Here is a 26,611-nt window from a genome sequence, read left to right as displayed (position 1 = left end):
CCTGCCACCGTGAATCCGCGCCTCGACCTGCTCCAGACCTATCCCTTCGAGAAACTGCGCGTGCTGGTGGCGGACGTCAAACCCGCCGACAAGCCAGCCATCAGCTTCGGCATTGGCGAGCCCAAGCATCCGACCCCCGAATTCATCAAGCAGGCGATGACCGCGTCGCTGGCCGGACTGGCCAGCTACCCGAGCACCGCCGGCACCGACGCACTGCGCCAAGGCATCGCCGGCTGGCTGGAACGCCGCTACGGCCTGCCGAAAGTGGACGCCGCCACGGAAGTCCTGCCCGTGACCGGCTCGCGCGAGGCGCTGTTCGCCTTCGCCCAGACCGTGGTGGACGCCAGCCGCCCCAACCCGCTGGTGCTGTGCCCGAACCCGTTCTACCAGATCTACGAAGGCGCCACGCTGCTGGCTGGCGCCAAGCCGGTATTCGCCAACAGCGACCCGGCACGCAACTTTGCGCCCGCGTTCGACCAGATCGGCGCCGAGACCTGGCAAGACGTCCAGTTGCTGTACGTCTGCTCGCCGGGCAATCCCACCGGGGCCGTGATGTCGCTGGCGGACTGGAAGCAACTGTTCGAATTGTCCGATCGCCACGGCTTCGTGATCGCCTCGGATGAATGCTATTCCGAGATCTATTTCGACGAAGCCAACCCGCCGCTTGGCGCGCTGGAAGCCGCCCACAAGCTGGGCCGCGGCTTCGAGCGGCTGGTGATGTTCTCGAGCCTCTCCAAGCGCTCGAACGTGCCGGGCCTGCGTTCGGGCTTCGTGGCCGGCGACCCGGCAATTCTCAAGAAATTCCTGCTATACCGTACCTACCACGGCGCGGCCATGAACCCTGCCGTGCAGGCCGCCAGCGTGGCCGCGTGGAACGACGAGGCCCATGTGCGCGAGAACCGCGCGGCGTACGTGAAGAAGTTCAGCGCCGTGACGCCGACGCTGGCCGAAGTGCTCGATGTGACACTTCCCGATGCCGCCTTCTATCTCTGGGCCGATGTCTCGCGCACCGGGTTGTCCGATACCGACTTCGCCGTGCGCCTGCTGGCCGAGCAGAACGTGGCCGTGCTGCCCGGCAGCTACCTCGCGCGCGACGCCCATGGCGCGAACCCGGGCAAGAACCGCGTGCGAATGGCCCTGGTGGCCACGCCGGACGAATGCGTGGAAGGCGCGCGCCGGATCGTCGAATTTTGCAAGTCGCTGGGCGGGCACTGATCCCGCTCCGGCGGACCAACGCTTTTGCCTGAACAATTACCTGAACAATCACCACTAAAGAAACGACCATGACGCAAGCACTGCAAGCCCTGATCGACCAGGCCTGGGAAGACCGCGCCAGCCTGTCGCCCAAGTCCGCCCCGAACGACATCCGCGAGGCGGTGGCCAACGTGATCTCCCAGCTCGACGCCGGCGCCCTGCGCGTGGCCGAAAAGCAAGGCAAGGAATGGGTCGTCAACCAGTGGATCAAGAAGGCCGTGCTGCTCTCGTTCCGCCTGGAAGACAACGCGCCGATGGCCGCTGGCGGCTTCGCACAGTTCTACGACAAAGTGCCGACCAAGTTCGCCAACTGGACCGGCGACGATTTCGCCCGTGCCGGTTTCCGCGTGGTGCCGCCCGCCGTGGCCCGCCGTGGTTCGTTCATCGCCAAGAACGCCGTGCTGATGCCGTCGTACGTGAACATCGGCGCCTATGTGGATGAAGGCACGATGGTCGATACCTGGGCCACCGTGGGTTCGTGCGCGCAGATCGGCAAGAACGTCCACCTGTCGGGCGGCGTGGGCATCGGCGGCGTGCTGGAGCCGCTGCAGGCCAACCCGGTGATCATCGAGGACAACTGCTTCATCGGCGCGCGCTCGGAAGTGGTGGAAGGCGTGATCGTGGAAGAGAACTCGGTGATCTCGATGGGCGTGTACCTGGGCCAGTCGACCAAGATCTATGACCGCGAAACCGGCGAGATCCACTATGGCCGCGTCCCGGCCGGTTCGGTCGTGGTGGCCGGCAACCTGCCGTCCAAGGATGGCAAGTACAGCCTGTACTGCGCCGTGATCGTGAAGAAGGTGGACGCGCAAACCCGCGCCAAGACCAGCCTGAACGACCTGCTGCGCGGCGACTGATCCGCACAAGCCGCCGCAGCGCCGCCGGCCATCCTCGTCGAGGATGGCCGGCGGCGAACCGATTCGCCCATGCCCTCCCTCCGCAAGCGACTCATGGCCCTAGACCCCGCCACTGTCAGCACCGTGCTCTCCCTGCTCCCTACCATCCTCGACCAGGCCAACAAGACCATCGAGAAGATCAAGAAGGGCCGCCGCAAGGACGAGCCGGACATCGGCGGCACGATGGAGCCGCGCGACCCCGCCGCCCGCATCGCCGAACTGGAAATGGCGGCCATGCAGCAGGCCGAGGCCGTGAAGCTGCTGGCCGAGCAGCACGCCATCACCATCGAAGCGCTGCGCAAGGAAGCCGCCCGGCTGGACCGCCGCCTGCGGCTGATGACCGCCGTGGCCATGACCGGCGTGGCGCTGGGCCTGGGCGGGCTGGTCATCGCCCTCAACCTGCTGTTCCGATAATCACCATGACTGTCCTGCTCTACGGCATTCCGAACTGCGACACCGTCAAGAAGGCACGCACCTGGCTCGACACGAACGGCGTGCCGTATACGTTCCACGACTTCAAGAAGCAAGGCGTGGACGAAACGCTGCTGCGCGCCTGGCTCAAGCACGTGCCGCTGGCCACGCTGCTGAACAAGAAGGGCACCACCTACCGCGCGCTGTCCGACGCGGACAAGGCCAGTGCCGAGTCCGAAACCGGCGCCATCGCGCTGATGCAAACCAGTCCGTCCCTGATCAAGCGGCCCGTGCTGGACCGCAACGGCCAGGTCAGCGTGGGTTTTTCCGCCGACGGCTACGCCGCACTTTTCTGAATTTTCCTGCCGCCACCGCAACATGAACCCCACCCTCGCCCTGACCGAAGACCTGATCCGCCGCCGCTCCGTCACGCCCGCTGACGAAGGCTGCCAGGCCGTGCTGGAATCCCGCCTGAAGGCCCTCGGCTTCGTGTGCGAAAACCTCGTCAGCGGCCCCGACGACTTCCGCGTGACGAACCTGTGGGCGGTGAAGCGCGGCACGGCGGGCACGGCGGGCAAGCTGCTGGCCTTCGCCGGCCATACTGACGTGGTGCCCACCGGCCCGGTGGACCAGTGGCAATCGGACCCGTTCCAGCCCACCCACCGCGACGGCAAGCTCTACGGCCGGGGCGCGGCGGACATGAAGACCTCCATCGCCGGCTTCGTGGTCGCCGTGGAGGAATTCGTGGCCAAGCACCCGGCCCACGCCGGCTCCATCGCCTTCCTGATCACCAGCGACGAGGAAGGCCCGGCGCACGACGGCACCGTGAAGGTGGTGGAGGCCCTCAAGGCGCGCGGCGAGCGGCTGGACTACTGCGTGATCGGCGAGCCGACTTCGGTGGACACCCTCGGCGACATGGTCAAGAACGGCCGGCGCGGCTCGCTGTCCGGCAAGCTGACGGTCAAGGGCGTGCAGGGGCATATCGCCTATCCGCACCTGGCCCGCAACCCGATCCACCTGGCCGCACCGGCGCTGACCACGCTGGTCGCCGAGACCTGGGACCAGGGCAACGAGTACTTCCCGCCCACCACGTGGCAGATGTCGAACATCCATGGCGGTACGGGCGCGACCAACGTGATTCCGGGCCACGTGACCATCGACTTCAATTTCCGCTTCTCGACGGCCAGCACGCCGGAGGGCCTGAAGGCCCGCGTGCATGCCATCCTCGACCAGCACGGCCTTGAGTACACGCTCGACTGGACGCTGGGCGGCGAACCGTTCCTGACCCCGCGCGGCGACCTGTCCGACGCGTTGAGCGCCGCCATCGCGGCCGAGATGGGCGTCAAGACCGAGCTGTCGACGACTGGCGGCACCTCCGATGGGCGTTTCATCGCCAAGATCTGCCCGCAGGTGATCGAGTTCGGCCCGCCTAACGCGAGCATCCACAAGATCGACGAGCATGTGGAAGTGCGCTTCATCGAGCCGCTGAAGAATGTCTACCGCGGCGTGCTGGAACGGCTGATCGCCTGACCGGCAGCGACGACGGGGGCCCTGGCGGCCCCTTTTCTTATCCTTATTGTGGTGTCTCCCATGGCCTCTTCCCCCCTGCAAACCGTCCGCGACCTGCTGCGCCTGGCGGTCTCGCGCTTCACCGCCGCCAAGCTGTCCTTCGGCCACGGCAGCGCCAATGCCTACGATGAAGCGGCCTACCTGGTGCTGCATACGCTGAACCTGCCGCTCGACACGCTCGACCCGTTCCTGGACGCGCGCCTGCTGCCCGAAGAGGTGCAAGCCGTGCTCGACGTGATCGAGCGCCGCGTGACCGAGCGCGTGCCGGCCGCCTACATCACGCACGAGGCGTTCATGCACGGCCTGCGCTTCTACGTGGACTCCCGCGTGATCGTGCCGCGCAGCTTCATCGGCGAATTGCTCCAGGAAGGCCTGGAGCCGTGGCTGGGCGAGACGGACGGGATTACCACCGCGCTGGAACTCTGCACCGGGTCGGGCTGCCTGCCGATCATCGCCGCGCACGTCTGGCCGAACGCCCGGATCGACGCCGTGGACATCTCCCCCGATGCCCTGGCCGTGGCGCGCCGCAACGTGGCCGACTACAAGATGGGCGAGCGCATCGCGCTATATGAAGGGGATCTGTACGCGCCGCTGCCGTCGGGCGCCACCTACGATGTCATCCTGACCAATCCGCCGTACGTCAACGAGCAGTCGATGCGCGACCTGCCGCCGGAGTACCTGGCCGAACCGCGCATCGCGCTGGCCGGGGGCGACGATGGCATGGACATCGTGCGTCGGATCATCGCCGGCGCGAAGAAGCGGCTCAATCCGGGTGGCGTGCTGGTGGTGGAGATCGGCAACGAGCAGACCAACGTCGAGACGGCCTTCCCCAACCTGGACATCATCTGGCTGCCGGTCAGCGCTGGCGACGAACAGGTGTTCTTGGTGACTTACGATGCACTTCCTGACTGAAATCCCGCCTCGCCCTAAAATTTTGTGCGGAAAATCGGCCGAAATATAAATTCGGTTCGTTCAGCGCGAATTTGGTGGGCGGCGGGGCCGCGAAACGACGGTTTTTCTAAGTTTTCCCGGTCTCCCTAAAAAAAAGTAGACAACCTGGCCTCCAAATATAAAATTTGTGCGTTTAGCGCGAATTTTGTTGGGTCTTATTGATCACATTGGAGGGAATGGCGTGCATCACATGCGGCAGGTTGGCTATGCGTGGGTCCGGAACCACCTCACGTCACCCTTGGTGCCCGTGACCCGCGAGGCACGCTCGGGCGCCACGACGCGCATCCTGGAGATGCCCGACGCCATCCTGTTCCCGCGCAAGGTGGCGCCGTCCGATGACGCCCCACTCCTCGCCCATACGCTCTTCGCCATCAAGCACGAGGGCGTGAACCTCGCCATCCTGTCCCAGGCGCTGCCCCAGGTGCCGCAGGCGGAAATGCAGGCCGAACTGGACCTGCACCCCACCAGCCGCTTCGGGCGTATCGCGGCCATGCTGTGGGAGCACTTCACCGGCCAGACGCTCACGCCCACCCTCTCCGACAAGGTTCCCTACGTCAATCTGTTCGACCCGGCGCGCTACTACACCGCCGCGCCGGGCAAGCTCCATCCGCGCTGGCGCGTGCGCTTCAACGGGCTGGGCGAGTTGGACTACTGCGTCACCGTGCGCCGCACCGAGACCATCCAGTCGATTCTCGACATGGACGTCTTCGGGCGCATGGACGCCTTTATCGCCTCAGTCGGCCCGGACATCCTGGACCGCGCGCTGCACTGGGCCTACCTGAGCGAGACCGACAGTTCGTTCGAGATCGAACGGGAGAGCGCCACGCAGGACAAGTCCGAGCGCTTCGTCCAGCTGCTGCGCCACGCGCATGAAAAGCGGCCGTTGAGCGAGGAGTACCTGACCGAACTCCAGAACGATGTCATCTCCAACCCGTTCGACCAGGCGATGCAGTACCGCACCGAGCAGAACTGGCTGCGCCGGGGCGGCAACGGGCCGGCGTCCGTCACCTACGTGCCGCCCGTGCCGGACGACGTGCCCGGCCTGATGCAGGCGCTGGAAGACTTCGCCAACGATCCGCCGGCCAACGTGGACCCGCTGATCGTGGCGAGCGTGGTGTCGTTCTGGTTCGTCTTCATCCACCCGTTCATGGACGGCAACGGGCGGCTCTCGCGCTTCCTGATCCACCACGCGCTGTGCCGCTCGGGCAAGATGGCCAAAGGCTTCCTGCTGCCGGTCTCGGTGGCCATCAAGCGGCATGAAGCCGACTACCTCGCCGCGCTGGAGAGCTTCTCCAAGCCGGTGCGCGCGCTCTGGCGGGTGCGGGTGCTGGGCGATCAACAGTTCGATTGCGAGACCAGCGCCGGGGCCACGCCCTATCGCTACTGGGATGCCACGTCGTGCGTGGAATTCGGCGTGCGCATGGTCCGGGAGGCCCTGGAGCACGACCTCGAGGCCGAAACGCGCTTCCTGATCGGCTATGACGAAGTGGCCAAGCGCGTGGATGCACAGTTCGACATCCGCAACGCGGACCTTGCCACGCTGGTTTCGAGCTGCTTCCGCGAGAAAGGCCGCGTTTCCAACCGCTGGCGCAAGCAACTGGCCCTGCGCGTGCAGCCGGCCGCGTTCGACGCCATCGAGGCCGCCGTCAAGGACGTGTTCTTTTCGGACGAGTCCGATCCAGTCGCACCATGAAAAACGGGCACGCCGACGTGCCCGTTGCCCTGCTGTTTACTAATTAGTTGTTTACTCATTAGCAGACCACTCAGCCTCCCGGCCCCACCGAGTAGATCGTCCCGTTGGACGACACCTGGTAGTAATCGGCACCCACGCCGACCCAGTGATAGCCCTTGCGCGGTGCGGGCAGGTTGTAATCCTTGTACTTGTCGATGACGTACTGGCGGTCGCGGAATTCCGCCGGCAGCTTGTCACCCTTGTTCCACTTCTGCGGCGCGTAGGGCGACTGGGCACCCATCGGCTGCGAGCCGGTGCGGCCCGAACTGCTCATGGAATCCGAGGACGTCCCGCCTTGGGACATGCCCTGGCTCTTCGGTGCGGGCGCAGTGCTGCGTGGCTTGCCCTGCGAGGCAGGTGGCATTGGTGTGGCCGATGGCGGCGTCGCGCCAGCCTGGCCCGGTGCGGGCATGGGTGTCGGGCCGGATGGCTGGGTCTGGCCGGGCATCTGGCCCTGGCTCTGTTGCGCCATCGCGAATGGTGCGGCCAGCATGCCTGCCGCCACCAGGGAGGTTATTAACAACTTCGTTTTCATCGTGATCTCCTCACAGATGGAACGTCAGGCCGCCCGGGCGCGGGCAGCCCCCAAATCAGCTTAGTAGCAATTGCGGGGCCCGCATCGGCATATACCCGCCCAGCCGTCGGCGCGAGGCGGTTTTCCCGAATGATTTCAATCACTTACCGGATGGAAGATGTGGCCTGCCGCGATATGCGTTTTCTGCACGGCAACCGGTAAAAACGGCGCGGGCGTGTAGCAACTGCCACCCCGGCCGGTCAGCGGGTGAGCAGTTGCGGCACCGAGGCCGCCAGCATGGCCAACCCCGAGCCCGTGAGCAGCGTCAGCACAATGCGGCGGAACATGATGTCGCTGATCCCCAGATAGACCCGCGTGCCGAGCAGCGTGGGAATCAGCATGGCCGGGGCGACGACGGCGAACATCGGCAGCATGTCCCGGGTGACGATGCCGGTACCGATGTAGACGGCCATCGTCACCATCAAGGCCCCGAGGTTGAAGTTCTGGATCACCACGCGCTGGGTATCCTTGTCGAAGCCGCGCAGCGTGCACCAGAGCGTGGGCGCGATACCCGTGAACCCGCCGATGCCACCCAGGATGCCGCCGATTCCACCGACCACGGCGTCCGCCAGCCGCCCGCCGCGACGGATGGGCGGCAGCTTGGCCGAGAACAGCATGATCGGGCACCAGATCACGAGGATGATGCCGAGGCAGAGCTTGAACAGGTGGATATCCAGCTTCGGCAGGATCGACACCCCGATCGGGATGCCGACCGCCCCGCCGATCAGGAACGGCAGCACGGTGGCCAGATGGAACTTGCGGCGGACCGTGAACGCGGCCAGCAGTTGCCCGGTGAGCGCGCCGAACACCGACATGGCCGACGCCATGCGCGGATCCACGCCCCATGCCCAGAACGACATGGCGACCATGCCGAACGCGAACCCGGACAGGCCCTGAACGAAGCCGGCAACGGCGGCGCCGAGGGCAATGAGGATGACGACCGGATCGACGGACATGGGGGGGCGGAAGGGGCGTAACGGGGCGAAGGGAAGCGGCATTGTAACGTCGTCGCCACCCGCCACATCCCTCACGCGCCCCTCCTCACCCTAACGGGTCACGTCGAACTCCCAGCCCGGCTCGATATGCCCGGGATTCTCCGCCAGCTTGTACTTCGGATTGAGGTTGATCAACTCGCGGAGCGCGAAGTCGGCCACCAGCGTGTCCGGCGGCAGGGCCTGCTCGCGCGCCTCGGCCTTCTGTTCGTCGGAGAGCAGCGTGTCCAGATGCGCGCGCGAGATGCCCCAGAGCGTCGAGACGGCCTCGTTGCCACGCCGGTACGGCTGCACGCGCACGGTTTCCGGCGATGTGGGCCGCGTCCTTGGTGGCGTCTCCGGCCGGGTGTCCGGCGGCGTCTCGGCGGGCGGCTTCGTGCCCGAGGGGGATGGCGACGGGGACGGCGAGGCGTCCGGGGTGGGGGTTGGCGTCGAAGTCGGCGCCACAGTCGGCGCCACAGTCGGTGTCCCGCCCGGGTTCGGCGCCCCGTCCTTGTCATCGTCCTTGGTCAGCTCCACCGCAATCTTGGCGACGAAATTGACGATGACGCCCGCCCCCAGCAGCACCAGCCCGCGTGGCATGGCCCGGCCGAAGACATTCCACTTGCCCTCCGCCCAGCCCTGCGCCGGCAGCAGCCCGGTCTTGGGGTCCTGCTGCAGCGCCAGCCGGTTCTTCTCGCCCACCACCGCGTTCCGGTCCACGCGCGACTGCAGGTGCGCGCCCACGCCGAACACGGTAATGCCGGCCGCCTCGATCATGCCCACCACGCCCGGCGTGTTCATGGCATCGGCCACGGCCAGCGGAATCGTGCCGAGCGCGTACCCGTTCATCACGAACTTGCGCATCTGGGCAGACAGCAGCACCGTGGGTTTGCCGCCCAGGTGATGTCCGAGCCGCGTGCCGATGTTCAGCGTGCTCAGCACCGTGTTCGATGCCAGGAACGCCGCGTTGCTGTAGGTCAGCGGGTTGTCGGCCGGCAGATGGTGCTGCATGAACCAGATCGCCGTGTTGCTGTTGTTGACCGCCAGCGTGCCGATCTGCGCCGTGTCGTTGAGCCGGCCCGGCACGGTATCGGGGTTCAGCAGCTTGGTGCCGACGGTCTTGATGGTCGCCTGCGCGTCCTGAATCTGCGTGGCGCGGTCCGGGGCGTCTTTCTTCGCCCCGTGGGTGTGGGCCTCCAGCGTGTCCACGGCGGTCTTGAAGACGTCCTGGTCCTTGGCGTGGATGCCCCACGCATCGGCGGAGCGGCCGTGCAGCCGGCTGCGCAGATAGGCGATGTTGGCCGGCGTGGGGTCCGCCGCCCGCGCGTTGATCCGCAGGGTGTGCAGGGTCCGGCCCGCCGCCACGCTGCCGCGGTAGATAAAGCAGGTCGCGCTGCTGAGCACCGGGTTCACGTGCGCCGCGGACGTCGCCACGCCTGCCAGCGTGCCAAGCGCGAAGGTGCCCACCGTGGACACCGTCATCGTCTTGGCCATCTTCCACGGGCGCGGGCCATTCCCGCCGGCCGGCGGGGTCGCGGGACCATGGGTGATGGTGCGCCGCTGGGCCGCGCCGCCCTGCCCGGCAGCCTCGTTGGCGCGCGCCACCTCGCGCATGCGGGCCACGATGTCGGCATGGGCGCTGCCCTGCGTGTCATCCACCTTCAGCTCCACGCTGGTCAGGTCTGCCACCTTGACGGTGCCGTCCGGGTGGATGCTGAACTCCACGTCACCCAGATAGACGTGGCGGTCCGCCATGGTGTCCAGGATATGGTCGAGGTCGCGCAGGGACTTGCCGTTCAGCAGTTCAGTGCGCGGATCGGGCACCCCGTGCATGGCCTTGTTGCCGAACAGGTCCCGGGAGCTGGCCGCGTAGCGCTCGTAGACCACGGTGGGCCGGCCCGAGACCGTCATGTCGTCGGGGCCAAAGGTCTTCAGCGTGTTGAAGCCGAGCCCCGCCGCCGTGCGCAGCGCCTCGCGCTCGCCCTGCACCATGAAGCCGGTCATCTCGTCATTGGCGATGCCCACGGCCTTGTCGCGGCCCAGCGCGAACACGGTCTTGGCGCCGCCGCCCCCGAGCCGTGGCCCGAGATAGGTGGCCAGGTCCACCCGCTCGCGCCCGCCGCCCGGATGGCGCAGGTAGACCACCCCGCGTGCGTTCACATCGAAACGATGGTTGGCGTACGGGTCTGGCTGGGGCTGCACGCGCCGCCAGTTGCCGCCGGCCTGTGTCAGGTCGATGGCGGGCTTGCCGTCCGCGTCCGCATGGCGTTGCAGCGCGAACTCGGGGGCCAGCACCTCGGTCTGCATCACGTTCGCCACCTGCTCCGCGAAGACGCGGCCCTGCGGCAGGTGGGCGCCGTCGAGCGCGAGCACGATCGGCTGACCGGCCTGCCACTCGTCGGCCATGCGGAGCGCGAACGCGTGCGCGCCGATGGGCTGGCCATCCTCGCCACGCAGGCCGCCCTCGGGGTGGATCGCCCCGACCACCACCGTATGGTCCCCGGGCGCGTTCACGCGGTGCGGCTTGTCGCCAACCGCCACCTCGCTCCAGCGCGCCGGCGTCTGCCGCCAGCCTGCCGGCGTGGCCGCGTCGGGCACCGGCGCCGCCGCAGCCGCCGCCGTCCTCCCGCCGTGGGTGACGCCCACGATGGGCAGCCCCGGCCGGGCGCCGAAGAAGCGGCCACCGTTCACCACGTGGAGGTCCGCGCCGGACATCGCCATCGTCGCGCGGTCCGCCGCCACGCCCAGCCCGGCGCCGTGCGCGAGGTCGCTGCCCGGCGAGAAGAACGCGTCGATATTGAGCGCGCCGTCCGGGCCATAGACGTTGGCGCCCAGCCCATTGGCCACTTCCTGCGCCAGCGAGACCACGCCGTCCTGCGCGTGGCAGCCGTAGAGCAGCACGGGCATGCCTTCCTCGTAGTCGGGATGGGCGCGGATGCGGTCGATGATGGTGGCGGCGTCGGCCATCCGCGACGGCCCTGTGCCGCTCGCGTTCATCTCCACGCCGCCGAACACGCCTTCGGCCCGCACCGTGAAGTAGCCCGGCACACGCGGCACGGAAATGCCGACCGCCGCACCATCGAACGTGACCTGCCCCGCCTCCTGCGCCAGATCCAGATGGGCCGGCCCGCGCGGGAACTGCGCCAGCTGGCCGAGATGGTCCACGCGCCGCCCGCCCTCGCGGCGCACCAGCGGCGCTCCGGCGCGGAAATCCTCGGGCAAGGCGATACGGATCTCGCCCCCATAGCCCCGATTCAGCGCGAGGCTGCCGGCGCGCGTGGTGCGGCCGGTCAGCGTCACCGGAATCGTGCCGATCAGGTTGCCGTCGTGGATCCGACCCTGGAAGCCGCGTTGCGCGACCACGGCCACCTGCACCGGCTGGCCGGCCTGCACGGCCTCGTCGGCGCTGGCCAGCGCCTGCTGGAGCGAGTCATGCGAGGACTCCGGCAGGCCGCTGCGCACGGTCACCTCGCCGCCAGCCGCCGGCAGCACCACGTAGTGCACGCCGGCCAGCCGCCCGCCCGAAGCGTGCACGCCGTCGATCGTCGCCGCCATGGCGCCGGCGTCGACGGTCTCGTCGCGCAAGGACCAGCTACCGTCGCGCACCGGCGCGGCGTCCGTGCGGCGCGTGGACACGGCGCGCGGACGCGGGCCGGCTTGTCCTTGAGGATGGCCCCCCGCCGGCGTGCGCCCGCCATGGTGGATCACCGCGTTGGCCGCCTCCGCCACCGGCGTGCGCGCCACGCCCGGGCCGCCGAACCAGGCATTCGGCGCGGCACCGGGGCCGGCAGGCAGTTCGCCCGTGGCCGCGTGGCGGTAAAGCTGGACGATGGCGGCATGCACGTCGGTCGAGAAGCCGTCCACCGTCGGCACACGCTCGCGCGAGACGCCATCGACGGCACCCGCATCGGCAGCCGCCTGCAGCACGCGCCGCAGCTCGTCGGGCGTCTGGAACCGCTCGATCATGTTGCCGCGCCTGAGCAGCAACGCCGACAGCGCATACGCGCCCCAGTTAGACACGCTGGCCGTCACCACATGGTCCGCCGTGATCTCGGCCGCGATCTGCTTGCCGTTCCAGCCCTTCGGGATCAGGCCCTTGAGCCCGCCCATGCCCACCTCGTTGCCGCCGTCGCCAATGCCCAGCGTCTCCACGCCCTCGCGCGCGTTGGCCTGGATCAGGATCTCGTCGATGGCCGGGTTGAAATCGTCGATCTCAAGCCCGCGCATATTGTTCTTGGTGCCGTCCGCCGCGCGCGACGGCAGTTCGATCGCCATCACCCGGTCCGGCCCCACGGCTTCCAGCAGCGCCCGCGCCGGGGCCTTGGCGTCGCCCACGGGTACGTCGAAAACCTTGATGTTGTCGGTCGGCTCGCCCATCTCGCGCAGGATGGCCTCCAGGATCGGCTTGTTGGCCGAATCCACCACGTAGGTCACCTGCTTGCCGCGCAGGCGCAGCGCCCGGCCCAGTTCGGCCGTGCCCGGCGGCCCGTCGGTCTCGGGCATGCCCTTGGCGACCGAGAACCCGGTCAGCAGCATGATGTTCTCGCCACTTTCCAGCGCCGCCGCCGCGCGCTGGGCCCCGTCCGGCATATAGAACTCGCGCAGGCCCCGCCCGATATAGCTGAAGCTGACCCGATCCACCGGGTTCAGGTGGCGGCCGGCATCCACCAGCGCGCGCACGCCGGACACATCGGCGGCTTCCCCGAACGGCGACTTGAACACGCGGATGTCGTTGCGGCCACCCATGGCGTGTGCCAGCCGGGACACCGCCGAGGGTTGGCCGGAGGTGACCACCATCGTCGGCAGCGTCTTGCTGTCGGGCACCTGCATCGGGTCCAGCGGCGTGTCCAGCAGGTCCGTGGCCTGCAGCAGGCCCTTGTCGATCAGCACGTCCACGGCCTTGCGCGCCTGGAACTGCATCGGGTCGATCAGCTTCACGTGGGACATGCCGATGGCGTCGAGCTGCTGGCGCACCAGCGACTCCAGCGCCGGGTAGTGCGTGCAGCAGAACCAGACCGAGGTGGTATCGGCCGGAATGCGGTCCAGGTTGATGTAGTCGGCAATCCACTGCTTGAGCTGGGCGAGCTGCGCGCCATCGTCCAGGTGCATCAGGTTGTTGACCGCGCCGGCCCATTCCGTGGCAGGGATTTCCTCCACGGTGCGCCGGCCGCCGCTGGCCTCGCGCACGCCGTTCAGGTAGGCGTGGCCGCCCACCGTGCCGGGCGTGGCCACCACCACGGGCCGCTCGCCGCCCATCTCCACGATCTGCGGCACGGTCTGCTGGATCAGGTTCACCATCTCGAAGCCGTGCATGCGCGCCAGCACCGTGGCCAGCGCCAGGCAGGCGGTGTTGCAGGCGGCCAGGTTCACGTCGCCCATCAGCTTCTGCACGGCCTGCAGGCCGGCGTGGACCTTCTCGGCCAGATCCTCGGGCGTGCGGCCGCCGTAGGTGCCGGCCGCGTGGTCGGTCACCGCCTCCACCTGCACCGCCTTGCCGGTCAGCGCGTAGATGTGGCGGGCGAGGTTCTGGGCGGCCAGCAGGCCGCCGTTGCTCGAATCGAACGCGGTGACGACGATGACATCGTCCTCCACGCGGATGCCGGCGGCCTCGGCATCGACATCCTTCGGCAGGAAGCGGCGCTGGATGCCATCGAACAGCTTCACGAAGTCGAGCCCCTCCGGCAGGCTCTCCGCCGCCTTGCCGAGCAGCTCGTAGACGCCAAGCTGCACGGACTTGTCCATACCGCGCACGCTGGTGGCGCCCACCTCGTAGGTCACGCCGTCGCGCGCGTTGAAGCTCGCCATGGTCTCCAACATGTCGCCGATCTGCTGGATGTCCGGCATCTTGCCTTCGCCGTTGTGGTACCGCTGGAGCGCGAAACCGATGGCCTGCGCGGCCAGGTTCGAGTTCATGCCGGTGACCACGTGGTCCGCGCTCACGTCTGACCAGAGTTCGGCGTGGACGTCCTCGGGCGCCATGGCCCGGGTGATGCGCTCGCGCAGGGGGCGCATGCCAGCCTCGTTGCCGTGGTCGCCCACGGCCACCGTCAGCACGCCCTTCATGTCCCGGGCATCCACCAGAAGCTGGTCCACGCGCGGCCTGCCGGCCACGGCCTCCCCGGTCTGGAGGCGGTATTCGTTGTTCAGGTTGCGGCCGGCAACCTCCACGGCGATGACGGCCTCGGGCTGGTGCATCGCCAGCAGCGCCTTGGATTGCAGCGTGGCGGCCAAATGGTCCTTGGCGCGGAAGGTTTCCACGCGCGCGTTGGGCTGGTCGAGGTCATTGCGCAGCATCTTGCGCAGCGCCCGGCCGTGGGCGCGGTCGGTCACGTAAACCACTTCCTTGCCGAGCGAGGTCAGGTACGCGCCCAGCGAGGCCGCGCCGATCACGCCATTGGTCTCGGCATGGCCATGCGCGGTCAGCGGCGCGGTGACGATCATCACGCGGTCGAGGTCCGCCAGTGCCCGCGCGGCCAGCTCGGCGCCGTACGGCACGCCGATCTGCTCCATGCGGCCGTCGATCCAGAGCACGTTGTCGAGCGGGGAGATGGCGTTCTGGCGCAGCGCGTGCGCCGGGGCATCGGCCTCGTCCGCAGTACGCGCCGCGCGCGCCGCCTCCTCGGCCGGGCCATGCCGGATGGTGCGTCGCTGGGCGGGGGCGGCCCCTTCCGCGTCGCCCCGGCCCCGCCGCAGGGCCGGGCCGTGGAAGATGCGCCGGCGCTCGGACGCGGCGCTTTCGGATCGACGGTCTGCGGCATCGGCGCTTTCGCGCCGGCGGCTGGTCGCCTCGGACAGATAGCGCTCCTGGGCCCGCGCCAGCGCGCGATCCATCATATTGGTGATGACGCGGTCCTGCACCAGCGTGCCGCGCGCGCGGAATGCCTGCCAGCGCGAGGCGACCTGCTGGGCGTCCGGCGACGTCGTCGCCCGGGTGGTGGCGCCTTCCGGCGTGTTGGTCGACCGTCCAGTGGATGGTGCAGCGGGGCTGGTCGGCTCTCCCGGCGTGCGCGCGCGGTTCGACGTCGAGGGACGTCCGGCCTCGCCATCGCGCGCGCCAGGGCGCTGGCCCGGCGCCGGCACATCGTCGTGCAGGCGCGGACGGCCGCCGCCCGGGTTGGCGGCATCGCGCGACGTACGCGGCGCGGTAGTCACGTCAGGATCACCGTCCCGCAGCACGTTGGCGGCCTCGCCATCGGCGGCGCGGTTCGCGGGGCTGTTGGCGGCATCGTCCAGCGGCGTACGGCCGCGCGTGCGCTGGTAGGTATCGCGCACGGACTCGCCCACCCGCTTCTGGATGGCTGCCGGCATCATCTGCGTGGCGCCCATCAGCAGCATGGCGCTGTTCTGCACCACCTCGCTGACGCTCATGTCCTTGCCGTGCTGGGCGAACGCCGTGGCCTGCTGGGCGGTCTGCACACCGCCGATGCCGAACGCGGTGCCGTTGAGCACGCGGCTGGTCGTGCCGAAGCGCGAGGCCGACTGCATCAGCGTTTGGCCCGCCATCTCCCGCACCGTGCCGCCGCCAGCCGCCACCCGCACGCCGGCATTGGCCGCCAGCGAGCCGAACTTGGCAAAGCCCATGCCGCCGATGCCGGCCACCGAGCCGCCCACGTTCAGCCATTGGGACATCGCCTCCTGGCTCTTGAACGGATTGATCGAGCGGCCATGATCGGCGATGTTGTCCAGTTCGTGCCACGAGGTGCCGATGCCGTAGCCCATGCTGCCGATCATGCCGCCCCAGGCCACCGCCACCAGCGGCGTCAGCGTGCCGCCCGACGCCACCATGACCACCCCGCCCGCCACGGCGCCGACCGCCGCCACGCCGAGGTTGACCCAGCCCATGACCTTTTCCGTGCCGGTCACGATATGGGCGTCCATCGCCTCGTAGCTGACGTGGCCATCCCTGCCGAGATCGAGGTTACGGTCGGCGATGTAGACGGTGCCCTTGTCGGCCAGGAGGTTGTTCTCCTGGAAATCGCGCTTCGGGTCGGCGCCCTCCTTGCCGTAGACGGAGCCGCTGTCGTCCACCCACATGGTGTTGCCGTCGCGGCCCTTGAACTCGAACACCGCGGTCTGGTAGGCCGCACTGCCCGGCTGGGTCACGAAGATCGGGATGGCCGAGGCCGTCGCGTCATTGCCGGCATTGGCGCGGATCTCCGCCTTGACGTCCTTGATGGTCTGGGGCGTGGCGCTGGGCATCGCCAGCTGGATCGCCTTGTCGAGCGCGGCGCCGTCGCCGACCTTGGCCTTCAGGTCCTGCTTCTGCAGGCCCATGCTGTCGAACGACTGGCGCAGGATCTCGTCCTTGTCGAGATCGAACATCTTGTTCTGCTCTTTGGCCTCGGCGCTCTCGCCGTACTTCTCGTTGCCGCGCGCGGTGGCCTTCTGGACGTAGTAGTCCGACATCGGCGGCGCGTCCTTGCTGGACTTCAGTGCCTGCTCGAAGGCGATGGAGAGCCCGGTGTAGCCCTGCGCGGCGGCGTCCTGGGCGCCGCCGTAGATGCGGCCCTGGCGGGAGCTGCCGGACTGGTTGCTCATCATCAGCAGGCTGACGTCGTTGTCGCGGTCGGTCAGCCAGGCGGCCGTGCGCTGGGCGGCGGGGCCGGAGCCCGGTTTGGCGCCTTCGGTGGTGGCGTAGTAGTTGGCGTCGGCCTTGTCCACCACGGCGGCCAGCCCGTGGTAGAAGTCGTCCCAGTCGTTGTAGCCGGCGCCGGTGCTGTCGTTGCGGGCGGTCCAGTCGTTCTTGTACTCCGAGCGGACGGTCTCCAGCAACGTGTCGGCATCCTCGGGAATCAGGTTCGGCGCGGTGTCCTGCAGGTACTGGCCCACCTTGTCGGCGTACATGTCCTGCTGGCCCTGGATCGGGCGACCCTCGTCGTCGTGCGTCTTGTTCTTGAGGTTCTTGTCCATCGCCGCGTTGATCTGCGTCTTGAACAGGTCGCTGTCGAAGCGGTCGTTGTGCACGGCCACGTACTGGGCGCGCTCGTCGGGCGACTGGGCGGCGTCCACGCCAGCCTTGCGGGTGGCCAGTGCGCCGTTGACGTCGCCGGCATCGAGCTGCCTGGCGATGCTGGTGGTCATCGTCTCCACGCGCTGCTCGGTCGATGCCTGGAGCAGCACGCGCATATGGTCCAGCGCCGGCGTGGTCGCGGTCGCCTTCTCTTCCGGCGTCTTCGCGCGGGCCTTGGCCGCGTCGGTCATCTGCTGCGCCGTGTAGAACAGGAGCTGGCCGCCGTACTGCTGCACGCCCTGGTTGTACTGCGCGGTTTTCGGGTCGCCGGCCGGGGCGTTGGGGTCGGGGCGGAGGCTGTCCGCATCGAGCGACTTGTAGAGGACGTAGCCGGCCGGGTTGTCCTTCATCATCGCCCGTTCGTCGGCGGGCAGGTCGCGCGTGAGGACCGAGTTGGGATCGTTCTTCGCATAGGGATCGAGCGTCAGGCCCTCCATGTGGGCCAGCGCCAGCGTGGTCGGGTCGGTCTTGGCCAGCCCGCGCTCGAAGTCGTTGGTGGGCACGAGGTTGGCCATCTCGCCCTTGAGCTGCCCCTTGGCATTGGCGAGGTCGATGACCTTGCCGAGGTCCGGGCTGGCGCCGTAGCGCTCCTTGACCTCGGCCACGGCCTGCTCGCGGAAGCGCTCGGGCACCTTGACGCCCTGCCCCTTGTCCAGTGCCGCGCGCTGCGCCTTGGCGTCGTTGACGGCAGTCGTATAGATCGACATGCCTTCCTGCCGCTCGTAGCGGTTCGGCGTCTTGTCGTTCTGGACCGTCTTCAGGCCCTCATCGGAATCATGCTGGTAGCGATTGACCGCCGAGGTGTCGATTTCCTTCTGCAGGGCGGCAGTGAAGTCGTCGCTGGCCTTCTGGAGGTCCTGCTGCGCGGCGGTGTCGTTGGCGCGAGCGGTTTGCAGGTCATCGTCGAGGCCCGCCTCGGCCCGGCGAACGCCGCCGGGGATCTTGTTGTAGGCGGCCATCTCCTGCTGGAGCGTCTTGCCGGTGGCTTCGGCCTTGTCCTGCGCCAGCACCAGCTTGAAGCGGGCCGCGCCGGTGTCGCGCGCGGCCTGGTTGGGCTCGGTCTTCAGGTAGTCCTTCCTGGCGTCCTCAAGGTTGGCCTTGAGCGCCGGGTCGTCGTAGCGCTTGGTGATTTCCTTGAGCTTGGCGTCGACGGCGGCCGTCTCGTCCCGTCCGGTCTGGGCCGCGTGATTGGCCGCCACGCGCAGCTCGTTCTGCACGCCGCCGAGCACGGTGCCGTACTTCTCGCCCAGCGGTTTCCACTTGGCGTCGGTCATCGGGCCGCCGTTCAGCTTGTCGACGGTATCGTCGTAGGCGCTCTTGGCGTCTTTCTCCCAGCGGTCGGTGTGTGCCTTGGCGTCGTCCTCTTCCTGCTTGCGCTTGGTCTCGGCGGGATCGGGCGGCGGCGCGGCAGGCTTATCCGTCTTCGGGGCACTGGCCAGCGTCAACGTGAGCGGCTCGTTGCCGGTGTAGACCGCATTGGTGACCTGCGGCGTCTGCTGGGGCTTCTCGGTCTGCTCGGTCTTGGCCGGCTGCTTGGGCGTCTCGGGCTGCTGCGGCTGCTGGGCGCGGGCGGCGGCTTCCTGCTGGGCGCGGCGCTGGGCCTGCTCCTGGGCCTCGCGCGCGGCGCGCTCTGCGGCTTCGCGGGCGCGCTCGGCGGCCTCGGCGGCGGCACGGGCGGCGGCCGCTGCGGCGGCCCGGATCGCATCCATGAAATCCAGCATGTCGCTTGTCTCCACGTGGATGCCGGCAAGCCACGCGGGGCGCGGCGGCCGGCAGGTCAGACGGTGCCGCAGATTTTGCGCGCGCGGGCACGCGCGCGACACTATGAGAACTCGTAGGGCTGACTGGTGCTACAGCCGGCGCTACAGCCGGTTGTTGTCGAGGTCGGTCACCAACATGCAGCCCGGCGCGTGCGTGATGCAGATTTCCGGGCGCGCCTCGCGGATCACGGCCTGCGGGGTGACGCCGCAGGCCCAGAACACCGGGATCTCGTGGGCGTCCAGGGGCACGGCATCGCCATAGTCGGGGGATTCGATGTCCTCGATGCCGATCAGCGACGGGTCGCCGATATGCACCGGCGCCCCGTGCACGTCCGGGTAGCGCGCGGTGATCTCGGTGGCCAGGATCGCGTCGGCGGCGGACAGCGGGCGCATGGACACCACCAGCTTGCCGGAGAGCCGCCCGGCCGGCCGGGTCTCGATATCGGTGCGGAACATCGCCACGTTGCGGCCCAGGTTGATGTGCTTGAGCGGCACGTTGGCAGCCAGCAGCGCGTGCTCGAACGAGAACGAGCAGCCGATGGCGAAGGCCACGAAGTCGTCACGCCACAGCTCCGCCACGCTGGCGGTCTCGTGGTACTCGGTGCCGTGGCGATAGACGCGGTACATCGGCACATCGGTGCGGATATCGACATCCACGCCCAGGTTGCGGAAGACCGGATCGCCCGGATCGGTCACGTCGATCACCGGGCAGGACTTGCGGTTCAGCGCGCAGAACTGGAGGAAGTCATAGGCCCAGTCGCGCGTCAGGATCACGATATTGGCCTGCACGTAGCCCCGCGCCAGGCCGCTGGTGTGGCCACGGTAGCGGCCCTCGCGAATGATGCGGCGCAATGCGGCGGGGTCGTCGGGCAGGATCGAGGCGGCGTGCTGGAGAGGCTGGTTCATGGCTGCGGCGTGGGAATCGGGTGAAGTCGAAACCGATTCTGGTGGCCGGTGCCGCATCGCGTCCAACAAATCTTTCGGGTGGCGCGCGATAAAGAAATCCGATGACTACGAGCCTGCGTGGGAGGTTTCGGGCATGGCGGTGGCCAGCACCGGGGAGGCCGCCGTGGCCATGTCGTCGCCCACTTCGAGGCAGAAATCGGCCACCACCTGCGTGGCGATCTCGACGATGGACTCGTTGACTTCCAGCCCCGCGCCGATGCGCCACGAGGCCACGATGTCCAGCGCCGGCGGGTGGTTGTCCACCTGCACCACGGCCAGCGTGCCGTCGGCCAGTTCCTGCCGGACCAGTGCCGGCGGCACCGCGCCGATGCCGAAGCCATCGCCAATCAGCCGCGTCATGGCCGCCACCGAGTTGACGCAGTTGATGCGCGGCGAGGTCACGCCGTTCAGGTGGAACAGGCTCAGGATGTCCTGGTGCGGCCGGGAATTCTTGACGAAGGTGATCACGCGCTCGGCGCCCAGCGCCTCCAGCGACGGGTACGGGCGGTCATAGGCGCTGCCCTTCGCCACGATCCAGCGGATGGGGTAGCGCGCCAGCTCGATGTTGCGGACGGTCTCCAGCCGCAGCAGGTCGGTCTGGAAGATCACGTCGAGGTAGCCCTTCTGCAGTTGGTCGCAGAGGTTGAGCGCGGCATCGGCAGTCAGCTCGATCTCAAGCTGCGGATAGGCCTGCATCGCGCGCTTGACCACGGTGGAGAGCCAGGTATGGATGACCGAGTCCATCGCGCCGATGCGCACCCGCCCCGCGATGGTGCGCGAGCGGTCCAGCGATTGCCGCAGATGGTGCATCGTGTTCACCATCTTCTCCGCGTACTCGAGCACGCGCTGGCCCTCGGGCGTCAGCGTCACGCCTCGCGAATCGCGCAGGAACAGCTTCACGCCGAGGTCTTCCTCCAGCACGGCAATGCGGCTGGAGATGGACGCCTGCGTGCTGAACAGCTTTTCGGCGGTCAGCCGGAAGCTGCGCAGACGCGCGACCCAGACGAAGGTTTCGAGGAAACGCAGGTTCATGGGGTGGGGGCTTGCGGGAGAGGGGCGACAACCGTCGCGGATTTTGCGTCGGCAGCGGCTTCCAGCGCCACCTCCTCCGCCCTCGCCTTCAAATTCCCCAGCGCGGCCTGCATCGCATCCCCCAGCGCGTGCGGATACTCGGAGCCCGCGCCATCGGGCAGCGCGAAGGGGTCCAGCCACACCTGCCACGTCAGGATCGTGGTGCCGGCATCGAGCCCCGGCTTGGCCTGCAGGCGCCCGCGCGTATGGCCGGAGAGCTTGCGGTAGCTATAGGCGTAGGGCCCCTTGTCGGTCAGGATGTCCACGGCCGGCAGCCCGCCCGCCTTGTAGACCATGCGCCGGACCGTGCCGGGCGCGCCACTGCCGAGCACTACGTCGCAACGTTTGAATTCGCCGTCCCATTTCGCCAGTGCGCAGTAGCCGCCGGCCTGCTGCCACACCAGGTCGGCGTCGGCGTTGATCGCCACCGAGCGCTCCACGGGCACCAGTTGGGCGTGCGCGGCACCGGCCGCGCCAAGCAGCAGGACCACGAGCAGGGGTCGAAGCGAGAGGTTGGGGAGCATGGGAATGGGCGTGCAATGAGATTGCCGCAAGCCTACCGGCGACGTGCGCGCGCGACCACTACCGAGCACTCGTAGGAAACCCTCGCCTACGGATCTCCGTAGGAAGTGACGGGGCTGGCGCGCCGTATGCTTACGCCTTCCCCTGCGAAAGGGGGGCATCGGCACGATCAGGGAAAACCCCGAACCGCTGCGCGGGCGCTCTCCCGCAATCCCCCGAATTAGCTGCCTTTCAGCACAGGATTCAATTTTTCTTATCGGCCCTCGCCCGAAAAACTAGTTGGACGCGAGGGAGGCGCGGTTTCAAGAATGCAGGACAAGAACAAGAAGAACCATCGGCAAAGCCCTGGCAAGAGACCACGACAAGACCACGAAGAGGAAAGGCATGGAATCGCAGATCGGCCGTATCGACACCCCCGCGCAAGCTGACGCCACCCCGCACGCCGAGCCATCGCGCGGCTTCTTTTCCTGGTATCGCGACATCACCCCCAACGAACGCCGCACGTTCTGGAGCTGCAAGGTCGGCTACGCGCTGGACGCCATGGACACGCAGTTCCTGAGCTTTGTGATTCCCACGCTGATCGCCACCTGGGGCATCTCCCGTGCGGACGCCGGCTTCATCGGCACCGCCACGCTGCTGACCTCCGCCGCCGGCGGCTGGGTGGCCGGGATCCTGTCGGACCGCATCGGCCGGGTGCGCACGCTGCAGCTGACCATCCTCTGGTTCGCCTTCTTCACCTTCCTGTGCGGACTGGCGCAGAACTATGAACAACTGCTGATTGCCCGCGCGCTGATGGGCTTCGGCTTCGGCGGCGAATGGACCGCCGGCGCCGTGCTGATCGGCGAGGCGATCCGCGCGCAAGACCGCGGCAAGGCCGTGGGCATGGTGCAGGCGGGCTGGGCCATCGGCTGGGGGCTTGCCGCCCTGCTCTACGCGCTGGTGTTCTCGCTGCTGCCGGCCGAGACGGCATGGCGCGCGCTGTTCCTGATCGGCCTGTTGCCGGCCGTATTCGTGATCGTGCTGCGCCGCATGGTCAAGGAGCCGGAGGTCTATACCGAGCACAAGGCCCGGGAGGCCCGGCAGGACCAGGACCGCGCCTCTTTTACCGCGATCTTCTCGCCGAAGCTGCTGTCCATCACGCTGCGCGCCGCGCTGCTGACCACCGGCGCCCAGGGCGGCTACTACGCCATCACCACCTGGCTGCCGACCTTCCTGAAGACCGAGCGCGGCCTGACCGTGCTCGGCACGGGCGGCTACCTGGCGATGGTGATTGTCGGCTCCTATATCGGCTACGTGACCAGTGCCTACCTCACCGACCGCATCGGCCGCAAGCGCAACTTCATCCTGTTCGCGATCGGTTCGATGACCATCGCGCTGGCCTACACGCACATCCCGGTCAACGACACCGTCATGCTGCTGCTCGGCTTCCCGCTCGGCTTCTTCGCCTCGGGCATCTTCGCCGGCATGGGCGCGTTCCTGACCGAGCTGTTCCCCACGCGGGTGCGCGGCTCCGGCCAGGGCTTCTGCTACAACGTGGGCCGGGCCATCGGCGCGTTCTTCCCGTTCCTGATCGGGCAGGTGAGCCAGCAGATGACGCTGGGCCACGCCATCGGCATCTTTGCCGCGGCGGCCTACGGCGTGCTGATCCTGGCCGCGCTGACGCTGCCCGAGACGCGCGGCAAGCAGCTGGAGGACTGACATGCAAGACGCGGTGCACAAAACCATGGACCGGACAGGGAAAGTGGCGACGACACCACGGCGCTTGCGGCATCGGTGCCGACTGGCGTACGCTTGCACCCACGCCGCGCCCGCCGCCCAGAATCATAAGATCGACCGGCCGCGTGGCGTTCACCATCAGGTCCATACGGGCCGCGCCTTCATGGCCCGCACCCAGCCAGCACAACACTAGAACACCAGAACATCGACAGCCCGGGCCCATGAGCCCGCGCAGCAAGGTGCAGCAACGGTTTCCGACGGGATCCGGGTCAGCAGTATGTGGAGCCAGACGGCTCGGCAGGCATACGCACGGAGGCCTTATGACCAGAGCAGTAGAAGTTGTATCCGGCATGGACGCGGGGGCGTCCGCACTGGATACCGCAAGCACGCTGCGCGCCCGCCGCGCGGCGCCCGCCATGGCGAGCCCGACCAGCCCCACCATGGCGCACCACGGCATCCGCTTCTATGGCGAACGCCAGATCGTGCCGGTACGCGCGCGGCCCCGCCAGGGCGGCTCGCCGGGGCTGGTCTCGGCGCTGGCCGGCGAAGGCACGCACGAGGGCCGCAGCACAGTCATGCAGGCCGCGATCCACGCGATCGGCTTCGACTACCTCGGCTACGGCACCGCCGCCAACGTGGGCGGGCACATCCAGCCGCGCACGTTCTTCGACACCTATACGGCCCCCGGCTGGCGCGACCGGTACTTCCGCGAGCGCTATTTCGAGATCGACCCGCGCAATCCGCAGCCCGGCATGTTCGGCCTGCCGATGGTGTGGGACGCCGATGACCTCGAACACACCCCGCCCGGCGGCATTCCGCCGCTGCGCCTGCGCCGTTTCCTCGACGACCTGCGCGACGCCGGCATCCGCAGCGGGGTCTTCCTGAACCTGCCGATGCCGGGCACCAGCGACATCGTCATCATCAGCTTCATGTCGGGCATCGAGAGCCGCCGCTGGATTGGCGACACGGTGCTGGGTCAGGCGCTGACGGTGGGGCTGGGCCTGCACGAGTTCCTGACCTGCCATGCCGAGATCCCCACGGCGGGCCGACCCAAGGAGGGCTTGTCGGACGTGCAGCGCGACATCCTCGCCTGCCTGGCGCAGGGCCTCTCCGACAAGGAGATCGCGCGCCGCATGGACATGTCGATCTTCAACGTGGACTACCACATGCGCCGCCTGCGCAGCCACTTCGGCGTGCGCAACCGCGTGCAGCTCGCGGCTGCCGCCACGCTGCTGCGCCCCGCTGCGCCGCTGCCGGGCCACCCGGTTGCTGGTGACACGGCGCCGGCCATCATCACCGATCATCGCGCCGCCGCGCTGGCAGGCTGAGGGCGCCGGGGGACCTGCGCCTCCCGAGCCCCCCTACTCCTCGCCCGTGGCCCAGCGCATGAGGTCTGCCACGCGCGTATAAAGCGCGCGATCGATCGGGCGGTCCAGCGGCACGCTCATGTAGAGCCTTTGCGCGAGGTCGGAATCGAACGCCGAGGGAATCAGGTAATCGGCCGCCGCCTGCCGGATGCGCGCGGCCACGTGGCCACCGCCCTTGGCCAGCACGCGCGGCAGCGTGCCCGGGCCGTCGTAGCGCAGCGCCACCGCGTATTGCGTGGAATACACCACCGCCGTGGACACGCGCACGCGCTCGCCCACGCCGAAGAACGCCGCCTCGAAGAAGGCCGCGCGGCGCCGCCCGGCCATGATCGGGTCGCCCTGCGTGTCCTTGTGCTCGCGCCGGTACTCCTCCACGCTCATGCGCTGCTGCTTCATGAACTGGTAGCGCTCGTGCACGTAGTCCACCACGGCCATGATCAGGTAGATCAGCGCGGCCCAGCAGCACATGCGCAGCAGGATGTAGGCCACCAGTACCAGGATTTCGGCCGGTCGGGCGTGGCCCGAGCGCACGCCGTCCTCGATGGCGCCGAGCGCGAGGATATAGACCAGCCCGCCCAGCAAGGCGATCTTCAGCACGATCTTGGCGAGGTTGACCAGGTTCTTCACGGCGAACATCCGTTTCAAACCTTCAGCGGGATTCAGCCGCGCCATGTTCGGCTTGATCTGCTCGAATGCCACCAGCGGCCCCACCTGGACGAAGGCGCCGAGGATGCCGCACACCAGCGCCACGGCCGCCACCGGCAGCACGCCCATCAGCAGGAAGCGCGCGCTGGCCTCACCGAGCACCAGCATTTGCTGATCCTGCAGATGCTGCGGCACGGCGCCCATCGCGCTATGCCAGAGCGCCTGAAACAGCCGTACGAAGTAACGGCCCAGCACCCACAGCAGGGCCAGCACGCCGAGGAACACCACGGAGGACGTCACGTCCGTGCTGCGCGGCACCTCACCGCGCTTGCGCGCCTCGTCCAGCTTGCGGCGGGTCGCTTCGAGGTTCTTCTCGCCGTCCTGGCTCATGGGCCGCCTCCCCCTCCTGCGCTCATGCCCTTGCGCAGCAGGTCGATCAGGGTATTGTCGGGCCGCAGGAAGCCCTGCAGCGTGTCCACCATCACCGCCAGCATCAACACCAGCATCAGGAACGCCACGGTGATCTTCACCGGCTGGGCGAACTGGAACACATCGAACTGCGGCACGAAGCGCGCGATCAGCGCGAAGCCCAGCTCCACGATGACGAGCAACAGCAGGATCGGCGCGGCCAGCTTCACCACCCACGAGAACAGCGTGCCGGCATAGGCGCCGGCGAACCCGATTGACGACAGCGACAGCTCAGGGCCGAACGACATCACCGGCCAGAACGCGAACGACTCGATGATCACGCCCGTCATCGCGAAAAACCCGCCGAACGAGGCAAACAGCGCGATGCCGAGGTGGGACAGCAGGTTCTCCATCGGCCCGTCTTCCTGCTGGGTCACCGGGTCGAAGAAGGTGGCGTTGCCGGAGCCAGTCTGGAAGTCGATCAGCTCGCCCACCATCTGCAGCGCCACGAAGAACAGGCCGAAAGCCATGCCCAGCAGCAGGCCGATGAACGCCTCCTTGAAGATCAGCACCAGCCACAGGCCGTTGGCGATATGGTCCAGGTCCACCCGCGCGCCGGGCGAGACGAACAGCGCGATGGCCAGCACGATGCCGTTGCGCGCCACGCCGGGCACGGCCTGATGCGACAGGAACGGCAGCACGGTAAACGCCGTGAGCAGGCGCGGCATGACCAGCACGATGGGCATGACCACCTCGCGCCCCCAATGGAACAGCCATGCCGGATCGATGGTGGAGCCCGGCATGCG

General features: G+C 68.2%; 17 protein-coding genes. 9 read left to right on the top strand and 8 right to left on the bottom strand.

Translation table 11 applies throughout. From position 1 onward, the window contains the following. The first annotated feature begins 9 nt into the window (after positions 1-9). From dapC to AC1EJR_RS21835, 7 genes are all read left to right on the top strand, one after another. Positions 10-1,215: a succinyldiaminopimelate transaminase gene (gene dapC, locus AC1EJR_RS21865; RefSeq protein WP_477113703.1), complete on the top strand. Its 1,206-nt coding sequence runs from the start codon at positions 10-12 to the stop codon at positions 1,213-1,215. A gap of 68 nt (positions 1,216-1,283) precedes the next feature. Beyond that, entirely contained in the window at positions 1,284-2,111 is an 828-nt protein-coding gene (dapD, locus tag AC1EJR_RS21860) for a 2,3,4,5-tetrahydropyridine-2,6-dicarboxylate N-succinyltransferase (protein WP_092297582.1), read from the top strand. A gap of 93 nt (positions 2,112-2,204) precedes the next feature. Continuing rightward, a complete protein-coding gene (locus AC1EJR_RS21855) occupies positions 2,205-2,564 on the top strand; it encodes a hypothetical protein (RefSeq protein ID WP_244844656.1) in 360 nt (119 codons plus the stop codon). A gap of 5 nt (positions 2,565-2,569) precedes the next feature. After that, positions 2,570-2,917, top strand: a complete 348-nt coding sequence (locus AC1EJR_RS21850) for an arsenate reductase (RefSeq protein ID WP_092297576.1) — start codon at positions 2,570-2,572, stop codon at positions 2,915-2,917. Positions 2,918-2,939: 22 nt separating this feature from the next. Then, positions 2,940-4,091, top strand: a complete 1,152-nt coding sequence (gene dapE, locus AC1EJR_RS21845; protein ID WP_092297573.1) for a succinyl-diaminopimelate desuccinylase — start codon at positions 2,940-2,942, stop codon at positions 4,089-4,091. A gap of 60 nt (positions 4,092-4,151) precedes the next feature. Beyond that, positions 4,152-5,042, top strand: a complete 891-nt coding sequence (gene prmB / locus AC1EJR_RS21840) for a 50S ribosomal protein L3 N(5)-glutamine methyltransferase (RefSeq protein ID WP_092297570.1) — start codon at positions 4,152-4,154, stop codon at positions 5,040-5,042. 280 nt (positions 5,043-5,322) lie between these two features. Beyond that, positions 5,323-6,774: a Fic family protein gene (locus AC1EJR_RS21835; protein ID WP_255370905.1), complete on the top strand. Its 1,452-nt coding sequence runs from the start codon at positions 5,323-5,325 to the stop codon at positions 6,772-6,774. Between the two features lie 70 nt (positions 6,775-6,844). Here AC1EJR_RS21835 and AC1EJR_RS21830 read toward each other — a convergent pair whose 3' ends face one another. The 6 genes from AC1EJR_RS21830 to AC1EJR_RS21805 all read right to left on the bottom strand — a co-directional run bounded on the left by AC1EJR_RS21830 (position 6,845) and on the right by AC1EJR_RS21805 (position 21,671). Continuing rightward, positions 6,845-7,348, bottom strand: coding sequence for an RcnB family protein (locus AC1EJR_RS21830; RefSeq protein ID WP_255370904.1), 504 nt, complete (start codon positions 7,346-7,348; stop codon positions 6,845-6,847). Between the two features lie 239 nt (positions 7,349-7,587). Continuing rightward, positions 7,588-8,343 carry a sulfite exporter TauE/SafE family protein gene (locus tag AC1EJR_RS21825; RefSeq protein WP_477113701.1) on the bottom strand — a complete coding sequence of 252 codons (756 nt, stop codon included), beginning with the start codon at positions 8,341-8,343 and terminating at the stop codon, positions 7,588-7,590. A 90-nt stretch (positions 8,344-8,433) separates the two neighbouring features. Next, positions 8,434-19,092 carry an LWXIA domain-containing protein gene (locus AC1EJR_RS21820; protein WP_477147549.1) on the bottom strand — a complete coding sequence of 3,553 codons (10,659 nt, stop codon included), beginning with the start codon at positions 19,090-19,092 and terminating at the stop codon, positions 8,434-8,436. A gap of 141 nt (positions 19,093-19,233) precedes the next feature. Next, positions 19,234-20,037 (bottom strand): putative hydro-lyase, encoded by an 804-nt coding sequence (locus AC1EJR_RS21815; RefSeq protein WP_092297559.1) that lies wholly within the window; start codon positions 20,035-20,037, stop codon positions 19,234-19,236. A 105-nt stretch (positions 20,038-20,142) separates the two neighbouring features. Beyond that, entirely contained in the window at positions 20,143-21,108 is a 966-nt protein-coding gene (locus AC1EJR_RS21810; RefSeq protein ID WP_092297556.1) for a LysR family transcriptional regulator, read from the bottom strand. Continuing rightward, positions 21,105-21,671, bottom strand: a complete 567-nt coding sequence (locus AC1EJR_RS21805; RefSeq protein ID WP_092297553.1) for an SRPBCC family protein — start codon at positions 21,669-21,671, stop codon at positions 21,105-21,107. Before AC1EJR_RS21805 ends, AC1EJR_RS21810 begins: the two co-directional genes overlap by 4 nt. Before the next feature lie 382 nt (positions 21,672-22,053). Here AC1EJR_RS21805 and AC1EJR_RS21800 point away from each other — a divergent pair, with 382 nt between their 5' ends. After that, a complete protein-coding gene (locus AC1EJR_RS21800) occupies positions 22,054-23,367 on the top strand; it encodes an MFS transporter (RefSeq protein WP_477113699.1) in 1,314 nt (437 codons plus the stop codon). A 338-nt stretch (positions 23,368-23,705) separates the two neighbouring features. Further along, positions 23,706-24,713 carry a helix-turn-helix transcriptional regulator gene (locus tag AC1EJR_RS21795; RefSeq protein ID WP_092297550.1) on the top strand — a complete coding sequence of 336 codons (1,008 nt, stop codon included), beginning with the start codon at positions 23,706-23,708 and terminating at the stop codon, positions 24,711-24,713. Between the two features lie 33 nt (positions 24,714-24,746). On the opposite strand, the gene AC1EJR_RS21790 is transcribed toward AC1EJR_RS21795, so the two are convergent. Both AC1EJR_RS21790 and sctT read right to left on the bottom strand, forming a co-directional pair. After that, a complete protein-coding gene (locus tag AC1EJR_RS21790) occupies positions 24,747-25,787 on the bottom strand; it encodes an EscU/YscU/HrcU family type III secretion system export apparatus switch protein (RefSeq protein WP_092297547.1) in 1,041 nt (346 codons plus the stop codon). After that, positions 25,784-26,608: a type III secretion system export apparatus subunit SctT gene (gene sctT, locus AC1EJR_RS21785; protein ID WP_092297544.1), complete on the bottom strand. Its 825-nt coding sequence runs from the start codon at positions 26,606-26,608 to the stop codon at positions 25,784-25,786. Before sctT ends, AC1EJR_RS21790 begins: the two co-directional genes overlap by 4 nt. Between the last annotated feature and the right edge of the window lie 3 nt (positions 26,609-26,611).

It is taken from the genome of Cupriavidus sp. 05T42, from assembly GCF_056396345.1.
This window is presented reverse-complemented; position numbering and strand designations above follow the sequence as displayed.

Excerpts from the sequence above, each read along its gene's own strand:
- dapD (WP_092297582.1), top strand. The coding sequence starts at position 1,284 with ATGACGCAAGCACTGCAAGCCCTGATCGACCAGGCCTGGGAAGACCGC.
- AC1EJR_RS21855 (WP_244844656.1), top strand. The coding sequence starts at position 2,205 with ATGGCCCTAGACCCCGCCACTGTCAGCACCGTGCTCTCCCTGCTCCCT.
- AC1EJR_RS21815 (WP_092297559.1), bottom strand. The coding sequence starts at position 20,037 with ATGAACCAGCCTCTCCAGCACGCCGCCTCGATCCTGCCCGACGACCCC.
- dapE (WP_092297573.1), top strand. The coding sequence starts at position 2,940 with ATGAACCCCACCCTCGCCCTGACCGAAGACCTGATCCGCCGCCGCTCC.
- AC1EJR_RS21800 (WP_477113699.1), top strand. The coding sequence starts at position 22,054 with ATGGAATCGCAGATCGGCCGTATCGACACCCCCGCGCAAGCTGACGCC.
- AC1EJR_RS21850 (WP_092297576.1), top strand. The coding sequence starts at position 2,570 with ATGACTGTCCTGCTCTACGGCATTCCGAACTGCGACACCGTCAAGAAG.
- AC1EJR_RS21790 (WP_092297547.1), bottom strand. The coding sequence starts at position 25,787 with ATGAGCCAGGACGGCGAGAAGAACCTCGAAGCGACCCGCCGCAAGCTG.
- AC1EJR_RS21810 (WP_092297556.1), bottom strand. The coding sequence starts at position 21,108 with ATGAACCTGCGTTTCCTCGAAACCTTCGTCTGGGTCGCGCGTCTGCGC.
- AC1EJR_RS21795 (WP_092297550.1), top strand. The coding sequence starts at position 23,706 with ATGACCAGAGCAGTAGAAGTTGTATCCGGCATGGACGCGGGGGCGTCC.
- AC1EJR_RS21820 (WP_477147549.1), bottom strand. The coding sequence starts at position 19,092 with ATGCTGGATTTCATGGATGCGATCCGGGCCGCCGCAGCGGCCGCCGCC.
- prmB (WP_092297570.1), top strand. The coding sequence starts at position 4,152 with ATGGCCTCTTCCCCCCTGCAAACCGTCCGCGACCTGCTGCGCCTGGCG.
- AC1EJR_RS21825 (WP_477113701.1), bottom strand. The coding sequence starts at position 8,343 with ATGTCCGTCGATCCGGTCGTCATCCTCATTGCCCTCGGCGCCGCCGTT.
- sctT (WP_092297544.1), bottom strand. The coding sequence starts at position 26,608 with ATGCCGGGCTCCACCATCGATCCGGCATGGCTGTTCCATTGGGGGCGC.
- AC1EJR_RS21830 (WP_255370904.1), bottom strand. The coding sequence starts at position 7,348 with ATGAAAACGAAGTTGTTAATAACCTCCCTGGTGGCGGCAGGCATGCTG.
- AC1EJR_RS21805 (WP_092297553.1), bottom strand. The coding sequence starts at position 21,671 with ATGCTCCCCAACCTCTCGCTTCGACCCCTGCTCGTGGTCCTGCTGCTT.